This is a genomic window from Bradyrhizobium sp. USDA 4454 (genome assembly GCF_054822705.1).
On sequence record NZ_JBTRCN010000001.1, the window covers coordinates 1,684,729 to 1,702,217 of the forward strand.

Sequence of the window (17,489 nt, forward strand, 5' to 3'; positions counted from 1 at the left end):
AAGGGCCGTCGCGATGGTTACAGGTGCAAGCTGCGCATGCGGCGCAGCGGCGAGCGCCAGATCCAGAGTATCGAGGCAGTGCCTAGCACACTGCTCGCCAGCAACATGGTGCGCAGCCCCGTTGCAGCGGCGGCCGCGCCGCCGACCAGTGCCCCCAATGAGCCCAGTCCCCACACGACGCAGCGGATGCTCGCATTGACCCGGCCTTGCAGGTGCTGCGGGACCAACCCATATCGAATTGGAACTTGCTGCACGTGGTAGAGTCCCTGGCCGATCCACAGAATGAATTGGGAGAGCGCCACACATGCCACTGCTGCCCACCAGGGCGCGGTGAGCAGGCCTCCAAGACTCATGCCTGCCGCGCTCACTGCCAAGCCGATCATTAATACGGGACCAAGCCCAATTGTCCGGCCCGCCCACGGTGAGCCCGCCGCGCCCACCACGCCGCCAAGAGCGCCGATACCGAGCACAATGCCGACGATCCGGCTGTCGAACTCGAGAGTCCTGATCAGATGCAGCAGAAAAGCCGCAGAATACGCATTGTGCCAAAAGATGAATGTGCCGGTGGCCAAGGTAACGGCCCTTAAAACTGGATTGCCGAACACGCTCGCCAACCCTTCTGTCATTTGGGCCAGCACGGTGCTCGAGGTGGCCGCTGAGCACGAGGCGGCACGCATCGGCACCAGCGAGAGCAACGCTGCGGCGAGCAGAAAGGAGACAGAGTCGGCCAGGATTGCGGTCGGAGCGGAGAACGCGTTGATGAGACAGCCGGCCAGGAACGGACCTGCGGCCATCGCGGTCGCCTGGCTGAACTCCAATGAACTCTGCGCCCGAACCAGCTGAGACCGGTCCAGGACTGCGGGTATGCACGCCAGATAAGTCACGTCGGCGATCACCGCGGCTACCCCAACCAGCACGGTTGTCACGTACAGCTGAACCATTCCCAGATGTCCAAGGCTGGCGCTTAACGGAATGGTGGCGAGCGTTACCGCCATCACCAAATTGGCGGTCAGAAGGATTCGTCGGTGCGGGAGACGGTCGACGATGACCCCGGCGAACAGGCTCACGAAAAGGCACGGTGCCCGAGCGCAGGCCAGCAAGAACCCCGCCTGCGCCGGTCCGGCATCCAGCAGGGTAATTGCAGTGAGCGGCAGCGCCAGCACGGTTACGTTGGAGCCCAGCAAGGAAATGGTCTGGCCGACGAGCAGCGCAAGGTAGCTGCTCGGCAGCCGGTGAGGCGCGCCAGATCGGTGCCGGCGACTCACGCGTCGCCAGACGGGGTTGAGGTGGACAGATAGCCCAGTCGCGCCAGTTCACTTCCGGCGATCTCCTCAAACTCCAAAATCTGAGCTGGCGTCAAATCCTGGCGATGGCGACCGATCCGCCCCCGATGCAGCGGCTTTCCCGCAGCCTCGGCTGCCGGGTGGTCGTGCGGTTGTTCGAACAACGCGTGTTCGTATTCAGCGTGACGCAGCACGGCCTCGTCCCAAGGCAAGCCGAGGTGATCCAAAATCGCCGCCAGAGTAGTGCGGGGACTGCTGACAAGGTCCTCATAACGTACCTCCAGGTAACGGCCAGGCGGCGCGATTCTGTGCGGCCGGGATACCACTTCTGCCCAGCCCTGGGCGGCATCGACAATTGTTCGGTACCCCCAGTCAGGAACTGTCCTCAGATGAGAGGCGGCAACGTCGCGGCCGTCCCGCACGATATGCACGAAATGTGCACGCGGCCACAGCCGGGCGAAGTCGTCGATCCGGGTGATCTTCCGCTGCAGTTTCAATCCCCAGCGTTGGGCTCCGCTGCGCGTCCGGCGCAACTCGCCGATCTCGTTAATGAGGTGGCATCGGTCGGCGAACGAAACAATGTCATTGCCGGTGACGACCATGACCTTGCCGACAAGTTCGCGCACGTCATCGAAGTCGAGACCGAAGCGGCGGCACTGCACCACAAAATGCGTCCCGTCATACCAGAACGGATCAATTGTGTTCTTGCTTGCGCCCATGAGCCGTGGATCGGCCGCAAGCAGATCGATGGCACCCAGAATGTGCGGCCCGAGATTGGGCGGTTCGAGGAAGTCGATCTCTGGCCCGGCGACCAGATCCAGATGCGAGTCGAGCACGATACTCAGCAGGGTGGTGCCCGACCGGTTGTCACCTCCGAGCAGCACCGGGGATGTGGAAAATGGATCCGGCTGCGACATGGCCTTGTTCTCTGTTCGACATGCGTGCTTGTCAGTGAACGGCGCGCATTGAACCAGCGCCGAACCGCTCCGGGGGTGGCAACGAAATGATCTCTGGCGAACCGTACTGCAGCTGCGACTGGATCCGGGTCGCGAGCCGGGTTCTCCATGCGGGACAGCGCCGCCGCAAGGGCCTCTCCAGCTGCTTCGATGGCGGCCTGCACATCGGTGTCGGACACTGCCGCCGATGGCATGAAACGCCCGCCATACTGCATCAGGAAGCCCTGACCCCACATTTCCTGGAAGAAGGCATGGCCGAGTTCCGCGTCAGCAAATACGACGTCGAACATGGTAGGCCAGGCAAACGCCCATGCCGCGGCCTGCTGTCTTGTGAAGACACCGTTGAGCCCTTTGATCAATTGCTCGCCGACCTCGCGCATCCGGGCTAGCGCGGTCCCGTCGCGCAGGGTGTGCAACGTGCTTAATGCGGCGGCGAATGGGGTGACTTCGCGCTGGTAAGTGTTTCCCATGTATGTCTTTTCGGCCGCGGCGAGTACGTCCGCACGACCCGCGACTGCCGACAGCGCCATTCCGTTCGCCAGTCCTTTGCTCAGTGTAATCAAATCGGGCGTTAGGCCGACCGCCATGTGGTACCCGCCAAGGGCGTAGCGGAATCCAGTCATCACCTCGTCAAGGATCAGCAGGGCGCCGTGCCGATGCACCAGCCTCTGCAGTTCCTGATGGTATTCAGGCGGGAAGAAGTTGACCTCGGGGGTGACGATCACCGCGGCGACGCGCTGGACACTTGCCAGTTCGTCGAGCAAGTCGAGGTTGTAGCGGAAGTCCACGCTGTCGCGGTCCCGATTGGGCAACCCCATCTCCGGTCGGTCCTGCAACTGCCAGTCATGCCAGCCGTGAAATCCGCTGGTCAGTACATGATTGAGGCCCGTGAACGCGCGGGCAAGGCGCACGGCTGCGGTGGTAGCGCAAGATCCGGTGCGGAAAAACATCGAGCGTTCCGCGACGGGGAAGATCTCCGCTAGCCGTTCGGCCAATTCGACCCGGTGCACGGACAGCGGTCCGGGCAGAATCCCCCCGGTACGGCGCATCTCAGCGGCTGCGTGAGCCACGACCGGCTCGTATCCGGCCCCGAGCGGCGCGGCACCGCTACAGGAAGTGAAATCGATGTATTGCTTTCCATTAATGTCCCATGCATGCGCGCCTGACGCGCGCGTCATCACCACCGGAAAACGCCTGTTGAGATCCCACTTCTGCGAGGCGGTGACGCGCAGGGCGCGTCGCAGTGCCGATCCATGCCCGTCGGTCGCGCTCACGGTGGCAGTAGGCGTGCTGATCGACAAAACCCGTCTCCGTTGCGCTCGCTACGTCAGCTGCGTGACTATTCTTCGAGCGATCCGCAGCGCGTTCGCCTGAATGGTGAAAGTCGGATTGACGCCCCCGGCATAGGGGAAGAAGCCGCCATCCGCGACATAGAGATTGTCGATGTCATGCACGCGGCCCCAACGGTCAACCACCGACTGTGTCGGATCGCTTCCTGCCCGACAGCCGCCATGTAGGTGGCCGCTGCCGAACTGATAATTGGAATCTTGATAATCGACTTGTTTTACCCCTGCCTCGGCCAGCAAGTTCGACGCATGTCGCGACAAGTAGCCTAGTCGGCGCTTGTCGAGGGGATGGGTCCGGTAATCGAGGATGATCTTGGGTAAACCTAGCCCGTCCCGGCTGGTGGCCAGCCTGACCGAATTGTTGCGCATGGGTTGATCAGCTGCCAAAAAATGCAGCCGTAGCCTTATCTCTCCGTCGGAATCTGTGCGTTCAGGCGGACTTGCTTCGTAGATCATTCCGCCGAGCCCCGAAGGCGCCTCGTCGTCCAGGTAGTGATCGGACACCGCGACAGTAGAGAAGGGGCGGCCCGAATGGGGCGTGATCGGCGGATTTAACGTGGTCCTACCGGACACGTAGCCGCTGATCTTAAACGAGATACCACGGCCTACCATGCCAGATGCGTTGCCGATTCCGTGGGGCGCTGCCGGCTGCGCCGAGCGTAGGAGCAGGGCAGCAGACTGCACTGCATTGCCCGCGAGTACCACGCAGCGGGCGCGGACCCGAGCGCGTTGTCGGTTGAGAGTGTCCACCCATTCCACCGAATCGGCTCGACTGACGTTGCCGAGATCGATGCGGACGGCCTTGCTGCCGAGCGCAATCGTCAGCGCGTCCGGCGGCAGGGCGATACCTGTGAACGGCGAGCGTGCATCGGCCCTTGCGCCGCTTGGGCACAAATGTTCGTTGCATGGTCCCTCGCAGCAACAGGCTGGCCGGCCACGATATGGGATCGAGTTGATTGCCAACGGAGTGGGGAACGGTAGCCGGCCCAGGCGTGCCCCGGCATCGCCAATCAACTGGCCCTGCACACTGTACCGGTGCGGTGGCAGGACGGGGGGATCGCTCGGCGGCTCGAGCGGGTCGGCTCCGGCTACGCGGGCCACTCCCACGCGCCGTTCCAGCTCATCATAGAATGGGCGTAGGTCCGTGTAGTCGATCGGCCAGCTCGGGTCGAGCGCGTCCCCGGCCACATGCGCTCGTGCGTCAAAATCGATGGCGCGACAGCGGAAGGCTATTCCGGCATATAAGGTCATTCCGCCGCCGAGCGCGCAGACGGTCCACGGACGCCCGAACGGCGTCAACGTTCCTGCCGCAGACTGCACCAGGGCGCTATCCATGTCTTTTTGGACGCTCGCCAGGGAGGCGCCGGGAGGAAGTGTTCGCCCCTCCTCGAGAAGGAGTACTCGCAATCCGCGTTGTGCGATCTCGTGAGCGACCGTCGAGCCGCTGGCGCCACTCCCGATTACACATACATCAACAATATCGGCCGTCATTATCCCATCTTCTGGCAACAAATATCGCCGATGCGCTATCGCGCCGTATTCATTAGAGAGAAGCTGCCATCGAACTAAGTCTCATCGCGAGCGTTGGACGCGCGGCTGATCCATGCGATCGCTCCGGATTATCCGGCTTGGCTTCGCTCGTCTGCCAAGGATCATCGCCGGAAGATCGTACAATATGACGCCACGTGCGATTCAAGCCCTTCGAGGCGGCGACCGCATAATATGAGCAAGCGGCTTTTTCGAAATGCGATTCTTGATAGACCTAAGAGCTCTCAAAGCAAGTCCACCCACATGTGCTCCCGATGCGGGTACCGAAACATATATTTTCGTGATCGAGAAGGTGCTCGCAAGTGCAGCTCCGCGAGGCCATATGGAAGTTTTTAAGGCCGCGCTCGCTGGAATGCGTCGATTGGTCGCCACTCTCGTATATCATCGTACGAATTGTACGCGGTTTGATCGCGAGAAACTCAGCCGGTCTGATGGACCCACCAGCAATTCAAATTCGTTCTCAAATCTCCGCAATCATCAGACGCCGGCTAAAACACCTCAAACAACGCCCTTCATAGGCGGCAAAAAAGGCCCGGCCATCATCGATGGCCGGGCGGAGTCAGTCTGGGGGAGCGAGGCTGCTAAGCATCGCGCCAGCTTCCGTCGACAGAGGGAGGGCTGCCGACGGTTATTTGCGGCAAAGAGTTCGCCGCAAATTCAAATTGCGAAGGATCATGTCGGGCAGATCTGGTGTCGAGTGTTCCTTCTTCGCGTCATCTCATGGATGATGGTTGCAACAGTGGAGCTGATCTCTGCTGCACACATACCGACCGCTTCAGCGTCTCATCACGGCAGCAACAGTAGGTCCGTTCGGACTCCCTTGTTAGCTACTCTGAGATGATACAATGTGCCGCCGCGTGCGATTCAAGCTCTTTGAGCTGACCCGCATACGATTCAAGCGGACGGCCTTTTACAATCAGCTAAGTGCTTCGAGAGGCAGACGTACGTGTTGCACTCGTTCTTTGATAGTCGCGCACTACGCGATCGAGACGCGCTGCGCGTCATGTTTTCCGTGCGATCTCATGCCTTTTGGCCTTTCCAGAAGCTGACGTGCTTTCTGATTGGCGGCCGAAAATCTTCAGCGCATCATTTGAGGGTCTTGTTGGCCAACCGAATGACACAGTCGGTGTCGACGATCTCAAATGCGGGATGATCATTTTACCAAGACTGGACAGGATTAGTCCGAGCATGATGGGCTCGGTGCCCGATCCGAGCATCTTTATCGGGAGTTGCGCGACGCGGCTCATTCGGCGGCACGTCACAGCGAACCGCCCAAGCCGTGCTGGCAACACGGAAATTACTCTCCCGTGACGGCGAGCTCCTCGGCGACTGACCGCGGCGGGGCGCTGGCCGGCGGGCAAATTGCCCTGGATTCCGCCCACAAGCAATGCATTCGCCTCAAAGCCAATTGCACCCCAGCGCTCGGTCTTGCCTGTCGTATGGTGAACGCCGTCTGCGATGTCTAGACACAGCTGCGCAGGCAGCAACGCCCGAAGCAGTTCAGCGCGTCAGATAGGAGGGACGGAATTCTGCAAGCAACTCGAGCCGATCTCGCTGAAGAAGATCAACAGCATGTCCGTTCCATTCAATGAGCTTCCTGCGCCTAAGCTCCTGGATTGTTCGATTCACGTGCACCGTCGAAAGGCCGCACGCGTCGGCGATGTCTTGCTGTGTGAACGGAACATGGAAGCGACCATTGTCCAGAAGACCGACGAGCTCAAGCCGCGCGGCGATCTCGCAGAGAAGATGAGCAAGTCGGGGCAGCGCTGCCCGGGAGCCAAGATTTTCGATCCATTCGCGATAGATCGCTGTATGAATCAACGTCTCCCGCCAAAACGCATGGGTGAGCGCAGCGGACTTCGCGAGGATATCCCTGAGGTAGGAGTGAGGTACAAAGGCAATGACGCTCATGCCGATGCTGCAGAGATCGCGATCCATTTCCGGGAAGTGAAGGGTGTGCAGGTCGGGGATGTCCCCAGGTACATAGAAGGACGTTATCTGAGTCCGATCCGAAGCCACTCTTTGGCGAGACAGAAAGCCGCCCATCACGACTGCACAGCTTACAGGCCGATCCCCCTGGCGTGCCAGGCACTCGCCCGCAGCAAACCGTTTGATGGTGTGAGGCATGCTTTCGAGCTCGGCTTGGTCTTGCTCGGACAAGCCTGTGACGCCCCGCAGGCGCGCAATGAGCATTTGGTGCGGCAAGCGTACCCCGTTTTATCGCCGGGGTACGCCGATATCGACACCTATCCCCACCAGCTATGGTCGAGGCCATTCTGCACGGTTCCCCTTGATGTTCAACATTTCTTCTACTCTCCTATTCGAGCTTTGCGCGATCCCTGGGGGAGACGCCGGACAGCGCACAAACGTACCGGACGATGACCTTATGGCTATCCCTGAAAGCTCGACGATAGACCACTTACTTCTGGACAAGGACGAAACATGGCGCGCGATCGCGTGGACCGCCGATCTGCGATACCCTCCAAACGAGCGTCAAGGTTACGAGCGTGCAGCCAACGTCGGCTCGACACTGAACGCCTTCCGCATCGTGCCCTGGCGGCACCCAAGAAAAGCAATTCCGGAGCCGGGACCCTCATCTGGCTGCGCAAGTATGCATCTAATTTGCGGTCAATCATGAGTGAGGGTGGACGCCGTCGAATGAGCGGCCGGATCTGAAGCCCCCGAAATACGATCGGCAGACCTTCTCAGCAGGGACGGCGATCGCCTCGTCAGCCTGGGATCGGTTTCGGGGGCGGTGCGCTCTGTCGTCAACGTGAGTGCAAATCGGGCTAGCAATAGAAATCCGAAGTCAGCATTCGTTCCGGCTCCAAGAGGACAAAGCTTGACGTCGTGGCGCGTCATGCCAGCGAGTTATCGATGTACGAAACGGACCGATCTGTGGCGTAGATAATACATTGATCGGCTCGTCGAGACAGTTGGATCGCTGCGTAAAGTGTTTGGTGGCGTAGAGGGCGATGTGCCCGTACAATTACGGGGCAATAGGGTGTGCTTGAATTGTCGTTCGCGGTTATTTGATCGAATAGAGGCTCCAATGAATCATGCGGTTAGAAGCCGCTATGAACTGTCGACAACGACAGATGAAGAGCGTGAGCTGGTGCGCTGCAGACAGGAGATAGCGCGTCTCAAACAGCTGGTCGTGCAGCTTTCTGAACTCGTCTTGCGCAATGTCACGCAAAACGCAGAGGGCCGAAAGTCGCAATCCGGCTGACGCGCTCGGCGGTATACCGATCCGCAGATGACGGACGTTAGACAATAGCCATTATGATCCGGCAGCGCGGCGTCCCCCCGGGGTAGGGGAGCGGCCCCGCCCTTGTTCTTCATGGGGCGGGGCCGCGTAAGTTCCGGTCGAACCGCTTCGTGGATCGATGGACATGAGTGCGGATCGCACAGAAAAATGCAGGTCTGCAGGTTCTCGATCAGCTGTTTCATCTTGTCGATGCGCTATGCAGGTCTAACAAGCCCATTGCCTCCAACCCGGTGGCGGTGTTGAACCCGGAGAGCGCGCCGTGCCTCGATCGGGTAAAGGTCGCCGATCGGCCTTTGCAGGCGGTGCTGGCTTTATGCCGATGGTGATTTACGGATACCAAGCTGCTCGACAGAGAGCTTTGATATCGGGATCGCTAACCGCCTTGCGCCGATCTCGATAACCTTCTTTGCGACGATTTCGGCGATAGGGCCGTCACGATCAACCAAGCAAAGCGCATGCAGTGTCCGTGCATAAGCCAAGCTCAGGCATTCAATTTCGTCCGGCCGTAGCTTACTGCCCTGGAGCAATCATCAATCGGCATCGATCATCGCTCCAGGAGACACGCCAGCTTTGATGCGTCGGCCTACGATGCGTGAAAACGCGCTCGGGTTGGTCTCGCTATAGCCGCCCTTGTCGTCTCACCTGTAATCGACATCGTCGATCTGCTTGATGCCACCCTTGGCATCGTACCAGCTTGCCGATCACCGTGTCAGGAGCCCGCTTTGACCACGTCCATCACTTTCCTCGGATCCGTGGTGCCGGCTTTGTTTCGGCCTGCGTCCAGGCCTGCACTGCAGCGTAGGTGTAGAGGGTGTACCCTTTGGAATCGATATTCCTGGCTTTGAACTTACTGACGATGGCGGCCGCCGCCGGCTTGTTACGCGGGTCTGGCCCGAAGGTGAAAAGCGTGCCCGCTCCAGCTGCGCCGGTGACCGAGGCAAATTCAACGTACTGCAGATCACTCCCGCCTTCCCAGTTGCTGGCACGAGGGCATCGCGATGCTCTCGGCGCTAGCCGAGCCGCGACTAGGTCAGAATCCTTGTCGGTCCTTAGAGTTCGTCGAACTCCGGATAGTTGATAGCAAGACCGGCCTTCACCAGGCGCCAAGGCAACCGGCGCCCGTTTCAAATGAAAGCAAAGACGAGCAGGCTTGAGCAGAGGAGTGCGAAGCTGGCTCCGGTCAGCGCGAGAAGACTACCGGAGACAAGGTCATGATTGCGCATGAATCACCCTCGATTGAACCTATAAGGAGGCACAGAAAAGCAGTTCGCCGAGGTGAATTCTTTGCGATTCTGGTTGCATTATTCCTGCTTTCGCTGCGTGATAGTGCATCTTTGCAGCGTTGTTGCGCCGTAACTCGTTGAAGCGCGGCGTAATAAGAACGGATGAGTTCGAAGCCTGGCAAAAGTGCATCAGTGCTCGAGTGACGCGGCCGGCGAGCCTGGCCTTGGTCATAAGACCGGATTCGCCGGCGGGCTGCTCGCACTTTGGACCAGCCGTACAGCCTGTTCGAAACTCGGCATTCTGGATATTCGAGCACATCCATTCGCAAAGGTTCCGGGCTTTGGCAAACCGGGTTACTTGGTCGGCCGAAGCGGCCGGCTACGTGCGTTTGCCGCGCTTGCCATCTCGGGCGGCATTTCCAACCTCGCGTGCTCGGGCGTGTCGTCCTTCCAGCGTACCGAGCCGAATGGCCTTTCCAGCATGCGGCGGACACGTACCGGTGCAGGACCGATGTGGAACTGAATGGCCTGCCGTTCCAGCGCTCGTTCCGATTGGGTCGGGCGGTTGCGCCAGCGCAAATAATCAAGCCAGGTCGGAAAGTGATAACGTTCGGTCCACAATTCGGGATCGGCGATGTCGCGCGCGATCGACCAGCCATAGGCGCCGTTGCGCTGGCGGGACAATTGCACGTCTTGCATGACGTTGTGAAATGCGCGGGCATTCTCTTGTGCAATCCGGTATTCGATCTCGACGACGAGCGGCCCGCTACGTCCAGTCAAGGCGAGCCGTACTTCGGGATCGGCGAGCAGCTCGGGCTCTTCGCCGCGCGCGCCGACACGGGGCATCGGTAGCCAACGGCCGATGAGTGGTGAGGCGAGCATCAGCGCGGCCGACACCAGTAGCGCAGTTTCAACGCCGGCCGCGTCCGTCAGATGGCCCCAACCCCAGCTGCCGACGGCAATTCCCCCTGAACTCGCCGCCTGATAGGCCGCGAGCGAGCGACCGGTCACCCAGCGTGGCGCCGACAGCTGAACTCCGATGTTGAACACCGCCCATGTCAGCATCCACACGGCTCCTGCCAGGACCAGCGCAGCCGCGGTCAATACCGGTTGGCGGCTCAGCGCCACGGCAGCCATCGCCGCCCCCATGGACAATGCACAGGCGCGAATCGCAGCTTCGCCGCTCATCTGCCTGCGGATCTCGGCAATGTTCAACGCGCCGACCACGGCCCCCGCGCCAAAAGCGCCAAGCATGATGCCGTAGGTCTGGGCGTCGCCATGCAATACATCCCGCACCACCAGAGGCATCAGCGCAGTAATCGCGCCGGCTCCAACGCCGGTTACAAGGGTGCGAAGCAATACGACCTTGATCGATGGCGAATTGCTGATGTAGCGCACGCCAGACACCATTGCGCGGCTCAATCTTTCAGGCGGCAGGCGTGAGGGAGCGCGGACGCGCTTCCAAAGGAACAACGCGGCCATCAGCGGGAGATAGAGCAGCGCGTTGAGCGCGAATGCGGCCACTGCGCCGGCGCTGGCTACCACTACGCCGCCGATCGCTGGGCCGACGCTCCGTGCGATATTGTAGCTGATGCCATTCAGCGCAATGGCCGCAGGTAGCTGCGCTTCCAACGGCACTTGTTCGCTTACGGATGATTGCCAGGCCGGTCCCATAAGCGCCATGCCGCTGCCGACCACGAAGCAGAGTACCAGCAAGACGTTCGGTGTGGCCAGTCCAAGCCAGGCGGCCACCGTAAGGCCAGTTGCGCCGGCGAGCGCGATGCCAAGCGAAACCAGTGCCACGATGCGGCGATCGTACATATCAGCGATTGCGCCCGCTGGTATTGAAATCAGCATCACTGGCAACAACAGCGCGGTCTGCACCAACGCCACCTTGTCAGCTGATGACGTCATCTGCGTCATCGCCCAGGCTGCACCTACGCCTTGTATCAAGCTGCCAACATTGGACAGAAGACTCGCAATCCATATGCGACGGAAGGTCGCGTGCCGCAGAGGCGCCGTGATACTTTCGGCGCTGCGCAACGGGACTTTGGTTGAATCGCTCATGTTGGATCGTGATGATCTATCATGATTTGATTCTGTCGCGGATCACAAGGATGTTCCCGACGTGATATCGCGGCGGAATAAGACGCATCAATCAGATGACGTTGTTCCGCTGATTGCCTGTCTTACGTTCCAGTCAGCGCTGTTCATTGGTGACGTTATGCTGCATCCGGCGCATCGCTTACATGGACACGTAGAACAGATGTTGCATCGCTCGCGCGCAAGACTTTGTACGCATCGTACAAATGGCGAATCGACGAGTGCGGAATCGCTTGTCGGTGGGTAGAGTGAACTGCGACCCTCTTTGCTAACAAGCCGAAGGCCCATGTCAGAGCCCTATCCATAGTTCACGGGCGTCGCAGCGCTTGATCGACTTTTGTTCTCTCGGGCGAGTGGTTGCAACCCAGAATAGGGTGGGCGGCCTCTCCCTGTCCCCCACGACCGAGACTGCGGCGAAGGATCTCTATCTAGAGCGAAATGGGATGCAACAGATCGAGCTATCCCGGCTAACACGCAGATTGTTCCCGTAGCCTGGTTCAAGGCGTCCCGCTGGCTATCTAGTCGCTCGCATAAGCGTCTCACACTTCCGGACGAGTTCCCACGCGAGCGAGCGTGACGCGGGATTCGGCAGACCGTTGTTGCGGGTCGTGCGGAGTTGCTCGTGGATGGCCGGTCTTCATGGAAACCCTGCCGGTGCTGAACTTCCGAGCAGGAGACGACCTGCGCTCTGAAGTGTTCCCTCGTTCAAGGCTGCGTGCTGGGCAACCACGAAACTGTCGCACATTGCGCGCGCGAGATTGCTCGTCGTATAGAGTGATTGCGTTCCTGCGAGACCGCTCGCGATCTTGCAGACTTCGGCGCTCTGTCGGGCGGCGTTGGTCGCGGCAAGCCGCATCAGGGTCGTCGTAGTCGACTGGACCGTATCCTGCAACGCTTCCTTCCATAGCTCCTCGGTGGCTTCATAGAAGAAGGAGCGTGCGCTACGCAGCATGGCTTCGGCTCTGGCGACCTCCAGCTGGATATAGCCGCGCTCTGCCATCACCGGCGCCCCAGTAATCGAGGCGCGGCTCCGGCCCACGGCAATCACCTCGTCTAGCGCGGCGCGCGCAATGCCGATGCCCACAATCGCATGCGCCTGCGCAGCGAAAGTCACCGAAGGATAACGATGGAGAGGCCCGTCGAAAGTCGGTGGGCCGCCGCGGATCAGTGTCCATTCCTCTGGTACAATAACATTGTCCACAACGATGTCATGGCTGCCGGTGCCTTGCAGGCCGATGACGTCCCAATTGGGACGGATCGTTACCTTGTCGGCCGGCATCACGGCTATGCGTGCAAGCCCACTTGTTGGATCATCGTCTAAAGTGATTCCAACGCCAATTAGCTCCGCGCCCGGTGATCCGCTGGCGAAAGGCCACACGCCGTTCACGACAAACCCGTCGGCACTTCGTTGAGCGGGCTGGAGCGGGAAAACTGCACCCGCGTACACCACGTCAGGTCCATTGGCATATACGCGGCAAAGCGTGTCTTCAGGGAGAGCAGAGAGGTAGCGAGCCCCGTCGCCGAAGCTGGCGACCCAACCGGCCGATCCGTCCGCTTCGGAAATGCGCTCGATCAGGCGACAAAAATCGGCAGGCGTTCTCTCGTCGCCGCCAAAACGTTTGGCGGCCAGAGCCCGGTAGACGCCAATGCGTTTGAATGCCTGAATAATGTCGTCTGGAACCTTCTGCGCGCGAGCGAACTCGTTTCGGCGCGCGCGGATATTGGCCAGCAGGGGCGACAGATCATCACTTGTTGCAGCCGAAACATCCGTTTCTGGTGCGATCATTCCTGGCGGAGCGTTCATGTTTGTCCTCGGCGTTAAGACGACCAAGCGGTGTAGCCGGTCATTGATGGAGATTGCGACCGCATAGGAGAGCTGGCCCTATTGAGTGAGGCCCGAGAAGATCGCCGATTGCCGCGGTTGATATCGATTGCGACCAGCCTGCAGGCTCCTTCCTCTCCAAACCGCTTGCCGAACGAGTTGGGGCAGAAACACAGTCTTGAGGGGCCGGAAAGCTAAGCAAGACGTGGCCATCGGCGCCATCGGCGCTGCCCTTGAGGTTGGATCGGTAAGCAAATAACGCGGCGGCGACATCCGTTCTCATCTGTTTTGATCATGTCTGCGAGAGTTGACGATAGAGTTTGCTTGTCATCTATTCTCAAACTGGGAGTTGCGAGGGCTCATGAATCTGTGGATCCGCTTATCGTCTCGCCAGCAATCGATGTGCCATCAAACGGGGCCTGCCAGCTGTGTTTCCGCGGAAGTAAATCGCATGGCACGAGCCGAGTCAGCGCGATGTGAGCGTCATCTGTGTTTGGTTCCAGCCATATCGTGTCATCAAGCGGACGGGGTGCTAGGTGAATGACCGACCTCGATCTCGACCTCGACCGCGCACGAGCCCGCCTTGGCCATTAGCCGTCACCGCGACTTGACGATATGGCGTATTGCTGCAAAGTCACCCAAGATACGGAGCAGAGTGCGGTACTTCTCTACTTCGTACCAAGGTTGACGCGGCTCGCCCGTGCCGCTTGCGCCGTTGCTAAGAGGCGAGGGCGGACGCACGCCGCGTGACAAACGCGAGGGACTGGCTGCAGACGCTGCCTTCGCTTTGCCAAGTCCTGCTCTATGTGCTGCGGTCCCAGCCCATGCAAGCATCTACAGAGAGCTTCCTGCGGCTTTTTGAAGACGTTCGGGCCTGCCAGCAAGCGATACGCTGTTCATATTCCGCCGTGTCGGACACAAGGCAGTCGCGCAGTCTCTTGGCTCAGTTCACTCTTCGAAGGCCGCTGGCGGCCTTTCTTCGACGAATTTTAACTGCCTCGTGTCAGTGAACAAACCATGTGACGAATCGTGAGACATCCGAGCCCCCGACCCGAACCGGTCAGAACGCTATCGTGGCATTGGCTGCACCGCGACGCTGCTCCGGTTGCCGTCATGCGCGCCACAAGATCATCAGGGCAGCGAGCTCTAGAATCGGCAATGGCATTGGAAACGGTTCGTGCGTGTCGAACAATTGTGATGCAATCAGATCACACTTACTGCCGTGTTGTGCGTTTGTCCGGTCCGTGCCGAGGTTGCGCGCGAATAGCAAGTGGTAATCTGCCAACATGACTATCCGCGAGTGAACGAGTGCGCAGCGCAAGGCTCGTCCTCTCATCGGGCCTCTCGGTAAAGCTCCTGGGTGCAAGGGATCAAAGGCGCTAGCTCGGTGATGTCAACGAATCAGCCGCGGCAGCAGCGCCGGAGTGGCGAACATGTGGAGACCAGGCCAGAAATGCCAGTTCCATTTGACTAATGCCGGCTGTGGCTCGACCTTGAGAGCGGTCGTTTGGCAACGTCCTTGAGACGTTCGAGCCCGCGCTGGTGGTCGTGATGGCCCAAATCGAAAGGCGCCTCAGCAACGCTCCCGTTCATCGCGTCTACCGACCCGACGGAAAGTATCGCGGTGGTTTGCCGCTCTGGCTAGCATGCCGTAGAACGTCCAGCGAATGTGTCGCGCTCCAGTGGCCCGAGCCAGATTGTTGGACAAAGACTTGACCGATTGCGCGGCCGCGTGGCCAGGATAGGCATTTGAGCGGACAAGTGTGACTTATAAAAGCCGAAACGACGACGGCCATCTTTGTGATCGAACCGTTCTGAGATCGGGACTGGCGCCTCCGATTGACAGGCTGCAGCTATGGGAAGGCGCAAAGGTCGCACGTTGCTCTGCTTGAGAGCAGACAGCTGCGCTTTAACAGGATCAAAGACTGCGCTGCATTCCCTCGTCTTCCCGTTCGATGACATAGGCTGGATCAAGCAATGAACTTAACTCACCCAAGCAAGCTTGACCGCTATGCCGCGGCCGTGGAAGCTATGAGAGAAGAGCGCCGGCGGCGCGGACTCAAGGCACGCGCAGGTGTTGATTTTGCTTCCAGCGATTATCTGGCACTGGCGGGCGCGCCGCGTATGAAGGAAGCTCTGTTCGCTGCGCTCAAGGCCGGAACGCCCATCGGCGCTGGCGGGTCGCGGCTCCTGCGCGGCAACTGCGAGGAACACGAGGCTCTCGAAGCGGAAGCGGCGCGCTTCTTCCGGGCGGAGACAGCACTGTTCTTCGGGAGCGGTTACATCGCAAACTTTGCTGTTCTGACAACGCTGCCGCAGCGAGGCGATCTGCTGGTTCTCGATTCGCTCGTGCACGCCAGCATTCATGAAGGCGCGCGCGCGGGCCGAGCCGAGTTCCGGATAGCAGCTCATAATGATCCTCAATCAGTTGAAGACACGATTGGCAATTGGCGCGCCAAAGGCGGCGTAGGGCGCGTCTGGATCTTGGTCGAGAGCCTCTACAGTATGGAGGGTGACTTCGCGCCGCTTGCAGATCTGGTTGAAATCGCTGAACGTCACGAGGCGATGCTGGTTGTGGACGAGGCCCATGCCACAGGCATTTACGGCGAAGAGGGGCGGGGGCTCACAGCGCGATACCAGGGACGCGAATGTATTCTGGTGATCCACAGCTGCGGGAAGGCTCTCGGCGCGGCCGGTGCTCTTGTCACTGCGTCCCGCGTATTGCGCGATTTCATGGTCAATCGGTGTCGTCCATTTATTTTCGCTACCGCGCCATCGCCCCTGATGGCAATCGCTGTTCGGCAGGCGCTTTTGATTGTACAGGAGGAGCCTGAGCGGCGGAGACGCCTGATCGATCTTGTCGATTTTGCACACCGTCAGCTCGCCATCTGCGGCCGCCCGACCCGTTCGAGCTCCCAGATCGTTCCTTACAGGGTCGTTGACAACGCCCGCACGATGCGGCTGGCCGCAGCACTGCAGGCGCGCGGTTTTGATGTCCGAGCAATACGACCGCCAGTGCCCCCGGACAGGGCAAGGTTGCGGATTTCGCTAACGCTTAATGTCGAGCAAGATGATGTGTCCGAGATGATCGATGCGTTGGTCGAAGAGACCTGGGGGAAGGTACGGTGAGGTCCCACAATCGTGATGCTGATCGGTATTCGGATCGGCCGACGATCGTCCAAGGAAAGCGCCTGGGCGCGCAAATCCTCCGCCGATCGGTGGTTACTGCGTCCTGCGCTGATTAGTTCCGCTTGATGCGGCGCAAATATAAACTCGACCTAAATTCGACGAGGCTGCTCATTGCGACACTGGCGGCCGCTTCGTTGGCTGACGAAGGAGAATACGCCCCATGTCGACGCGACTAGCACTTTTCGTATCATCAGTGGGCTGGACAGCCATCGTTGTCGCAATTTTCCTGTATGTGATCTTTAGTCCTGCTTGATGGCCAAGGTCGGACGATCCGCGTCGTATGGCTTCTCAACTTGTTCGATATTGAAGGCTTACTGAACATCCATCAGCATGCCGACCCGATCGGCGGCTCGACCCACGTCACAGTCAACAATCAGGTTCACGAATGTCGATGGAGCAGCGTCGCCGGAAGGCCCCTGTTAAGCACAATGCATCGGGCCGCGAAGACGGCCAAGCTCGACAGGTGACTATCATTTGATGATGGATGGAGAAAGCAACCCCGAAGGGATGGCAGGTGCCGATCACACTCGAATTCGAATAGGCCGGTTAGACAATAGTCTCGCCGGATATTGATGTTGTCCGAATACGGATCGAAGCTCCTGCCCGCGGGGAGGGATTGTAGGAAGGTTTAGGATCGCTCCCCAGCGCTTTGTCGATGTCGGCTTAAGGTCGATTTGATCGGTCGCTCGCTTCGACAGGCGACTTGAGCTCGAGCCCGGACCGAGACATCACCTTTCCTGCGGACCACGAC

Annotated in this window: 10 protein-coding genes and 1 pseudogene; 3 read left to right on the forward strand and 8 right to left on the reverse strand. The window is 59.8% G+C overall.

Annotated elements, in window-relative coordinates:
- Nucleotides 1-17 precede the first annotated feature (17 nt).
- The 5 genes from ACVIW0_RS07635 to ACVIW0_RS07655 form a co-directional block, all read right to left on the reverse strand.
- A complete protein-coding gene (locus ACVIW0_RS07635) occupies nt 18-1,265 on the reverse strand; it encodes an MFS transporter (RefSeq protein ID WP_461351760.1) in 1,248 nt (415 codons plus the stop codon).
- Nucleotides 1,262-2,200, reverse strand: coding sequence for a sulfotransferase family protein (locus ACVIW0_RS07640; protein ID WP_461351761.1), 939 nt, complete (start codon nt 2,198-2,200; stop codon nt 1,262-1,264). Before ACVIW0_RS07640 ends, ACVIW0_RS07635 begins: the two co-directional genes overlap by 4 nt.
- Nucleotides 2,125-3,540: an aminotransferase class III-fold pyridoxal phosphate-dependent enzyme gene (locus ACVIW0_RS07645; protein WP_461351762.1), complete on the reverse strand. Its 1,416-nt coding sequence runs from the start codon at nt 3,538-3,540 to the stop codon at nt 2,125-2,127. The genes ACVIW0_RS07640 and ACVIW0_RS07645 overlap by 76 nt, the downstream gene beginning before the upstream one ends.
- 21 nt (nt 3,541-3,561) lie before the next feature.
- Nucleotides 3,562-5,076, reverse strand: coding sequence for an FAD-dependent oxidoreductase (locus tag ACVIW0_RS07650; protein WP_461351763.1), 1,515 nt, complete (start codon nt 5,074-5,076; stop codon nt 3,562-3,564).
- A 1,557-nt stretch (nt 5,077-6,633) separates the two neighbouring features.
- On the reverse strand, nt 6,634-7,293 hold the full coding sequence (locus tag ACVIW0_RS07655) for a Crp/Fnr family transcriptional regulator (RefSeq protein ID WP_461351764.1): 660 nt from the start codon (nt 7,291-7,293) through the stop codon (nt 6,634-6,636).
- An 892-nt stretch (nt 7,294-8,185) separates the two neighbouring features.
- Between ACVIW0_RS07655 and ACVIW0_RS07660 the strand changes: the two genes are divergently transcribed.
- Nucleotides 8,186-8,362, forward strand: a complete 177-nt coding sequence (locus ACVIW0_RS07660; RefSeq protein WP_461351765.1) for a hypothetical protein — start codon at nt 8,186-8,188, stop codon at nt 8,360-8,362.
- A 167-nt stretch (nt 8,363-8,529) separates the two neighbouring features.
- Nucleotides 8,530-8,727 carry a hypothetical protein gene (locus ACVIW0_RS07665; RefSeq protein ID WP_461351766.1) on the forward strand — a complete coding sequence of 66 codons (198 nt, stop codon included), beginning with the start codon at nt 8,530-8,532 and terminating at the stop codon, nt 8,725-8,727.
- A 312-nt stretch (nt 8,728-9,039) separates the two neighbouring features.
- Here the strand turns inward: ACVIW0_RS07665 and ACVIW0_RS07670 are convergent.
- From ACVIW0_RS07670 to ACVIW0_RS07680, 3 genes and pseudogenes are all read right to left on the reverse strand, one after another.
- Nucleotides 9,040-9,349: pseudogene (locus ACVIW0_RS07670) on the reverse strand (branched-chain amino acid ABC transporter substrate-binding protein); the annotation flags it as partial.
- A gap of 629 nt (nt 9,350-9,978) precedes the next feature.
- A complete protein-coding gene (locus ACVIW0_RS07675) occupies nt 9,979-11,691 on the reverse strand; it encodes an MFS transporter (protein WP_461351767.1) in 1,713 nt (570 codons plus the stop codon).
- A 673-nt stretch (nt 11,692-12,364) separates the two neighbouring features.
- Nucleotides 12,365-13,531, reverse strand: a complete 1,167-nt coding sequence (locus ACVIW0_RS07680) for an acyl-CoA dehydrogenase family protein (protein WP_461351768.1) — start codon at nt 13,529-13,531, stop codon at nt 12,365-12,367.
- 1,995 nt (nt 13,532-15,526) lie between these two features.
- Here ACVIW0_RS07680 and ACVIW0_RS07685 point away from each other — a divergent pair.
- The gene (locus ACVIW0_RS07685) at nt 15,527-16,678 is read left to right on the forward strand and encodes an 8-amino-7-oxononanoate synthase (protein WP_461351769.1); all 1,152 of its coding nucleotides are present in this window, start codon (nt 15,527-15,529) and stop codon (nt 16,676-16,678) included.
- The last annotated feature ends 811 nt before the right edge of the window (nt 16,679-17,489 follow it).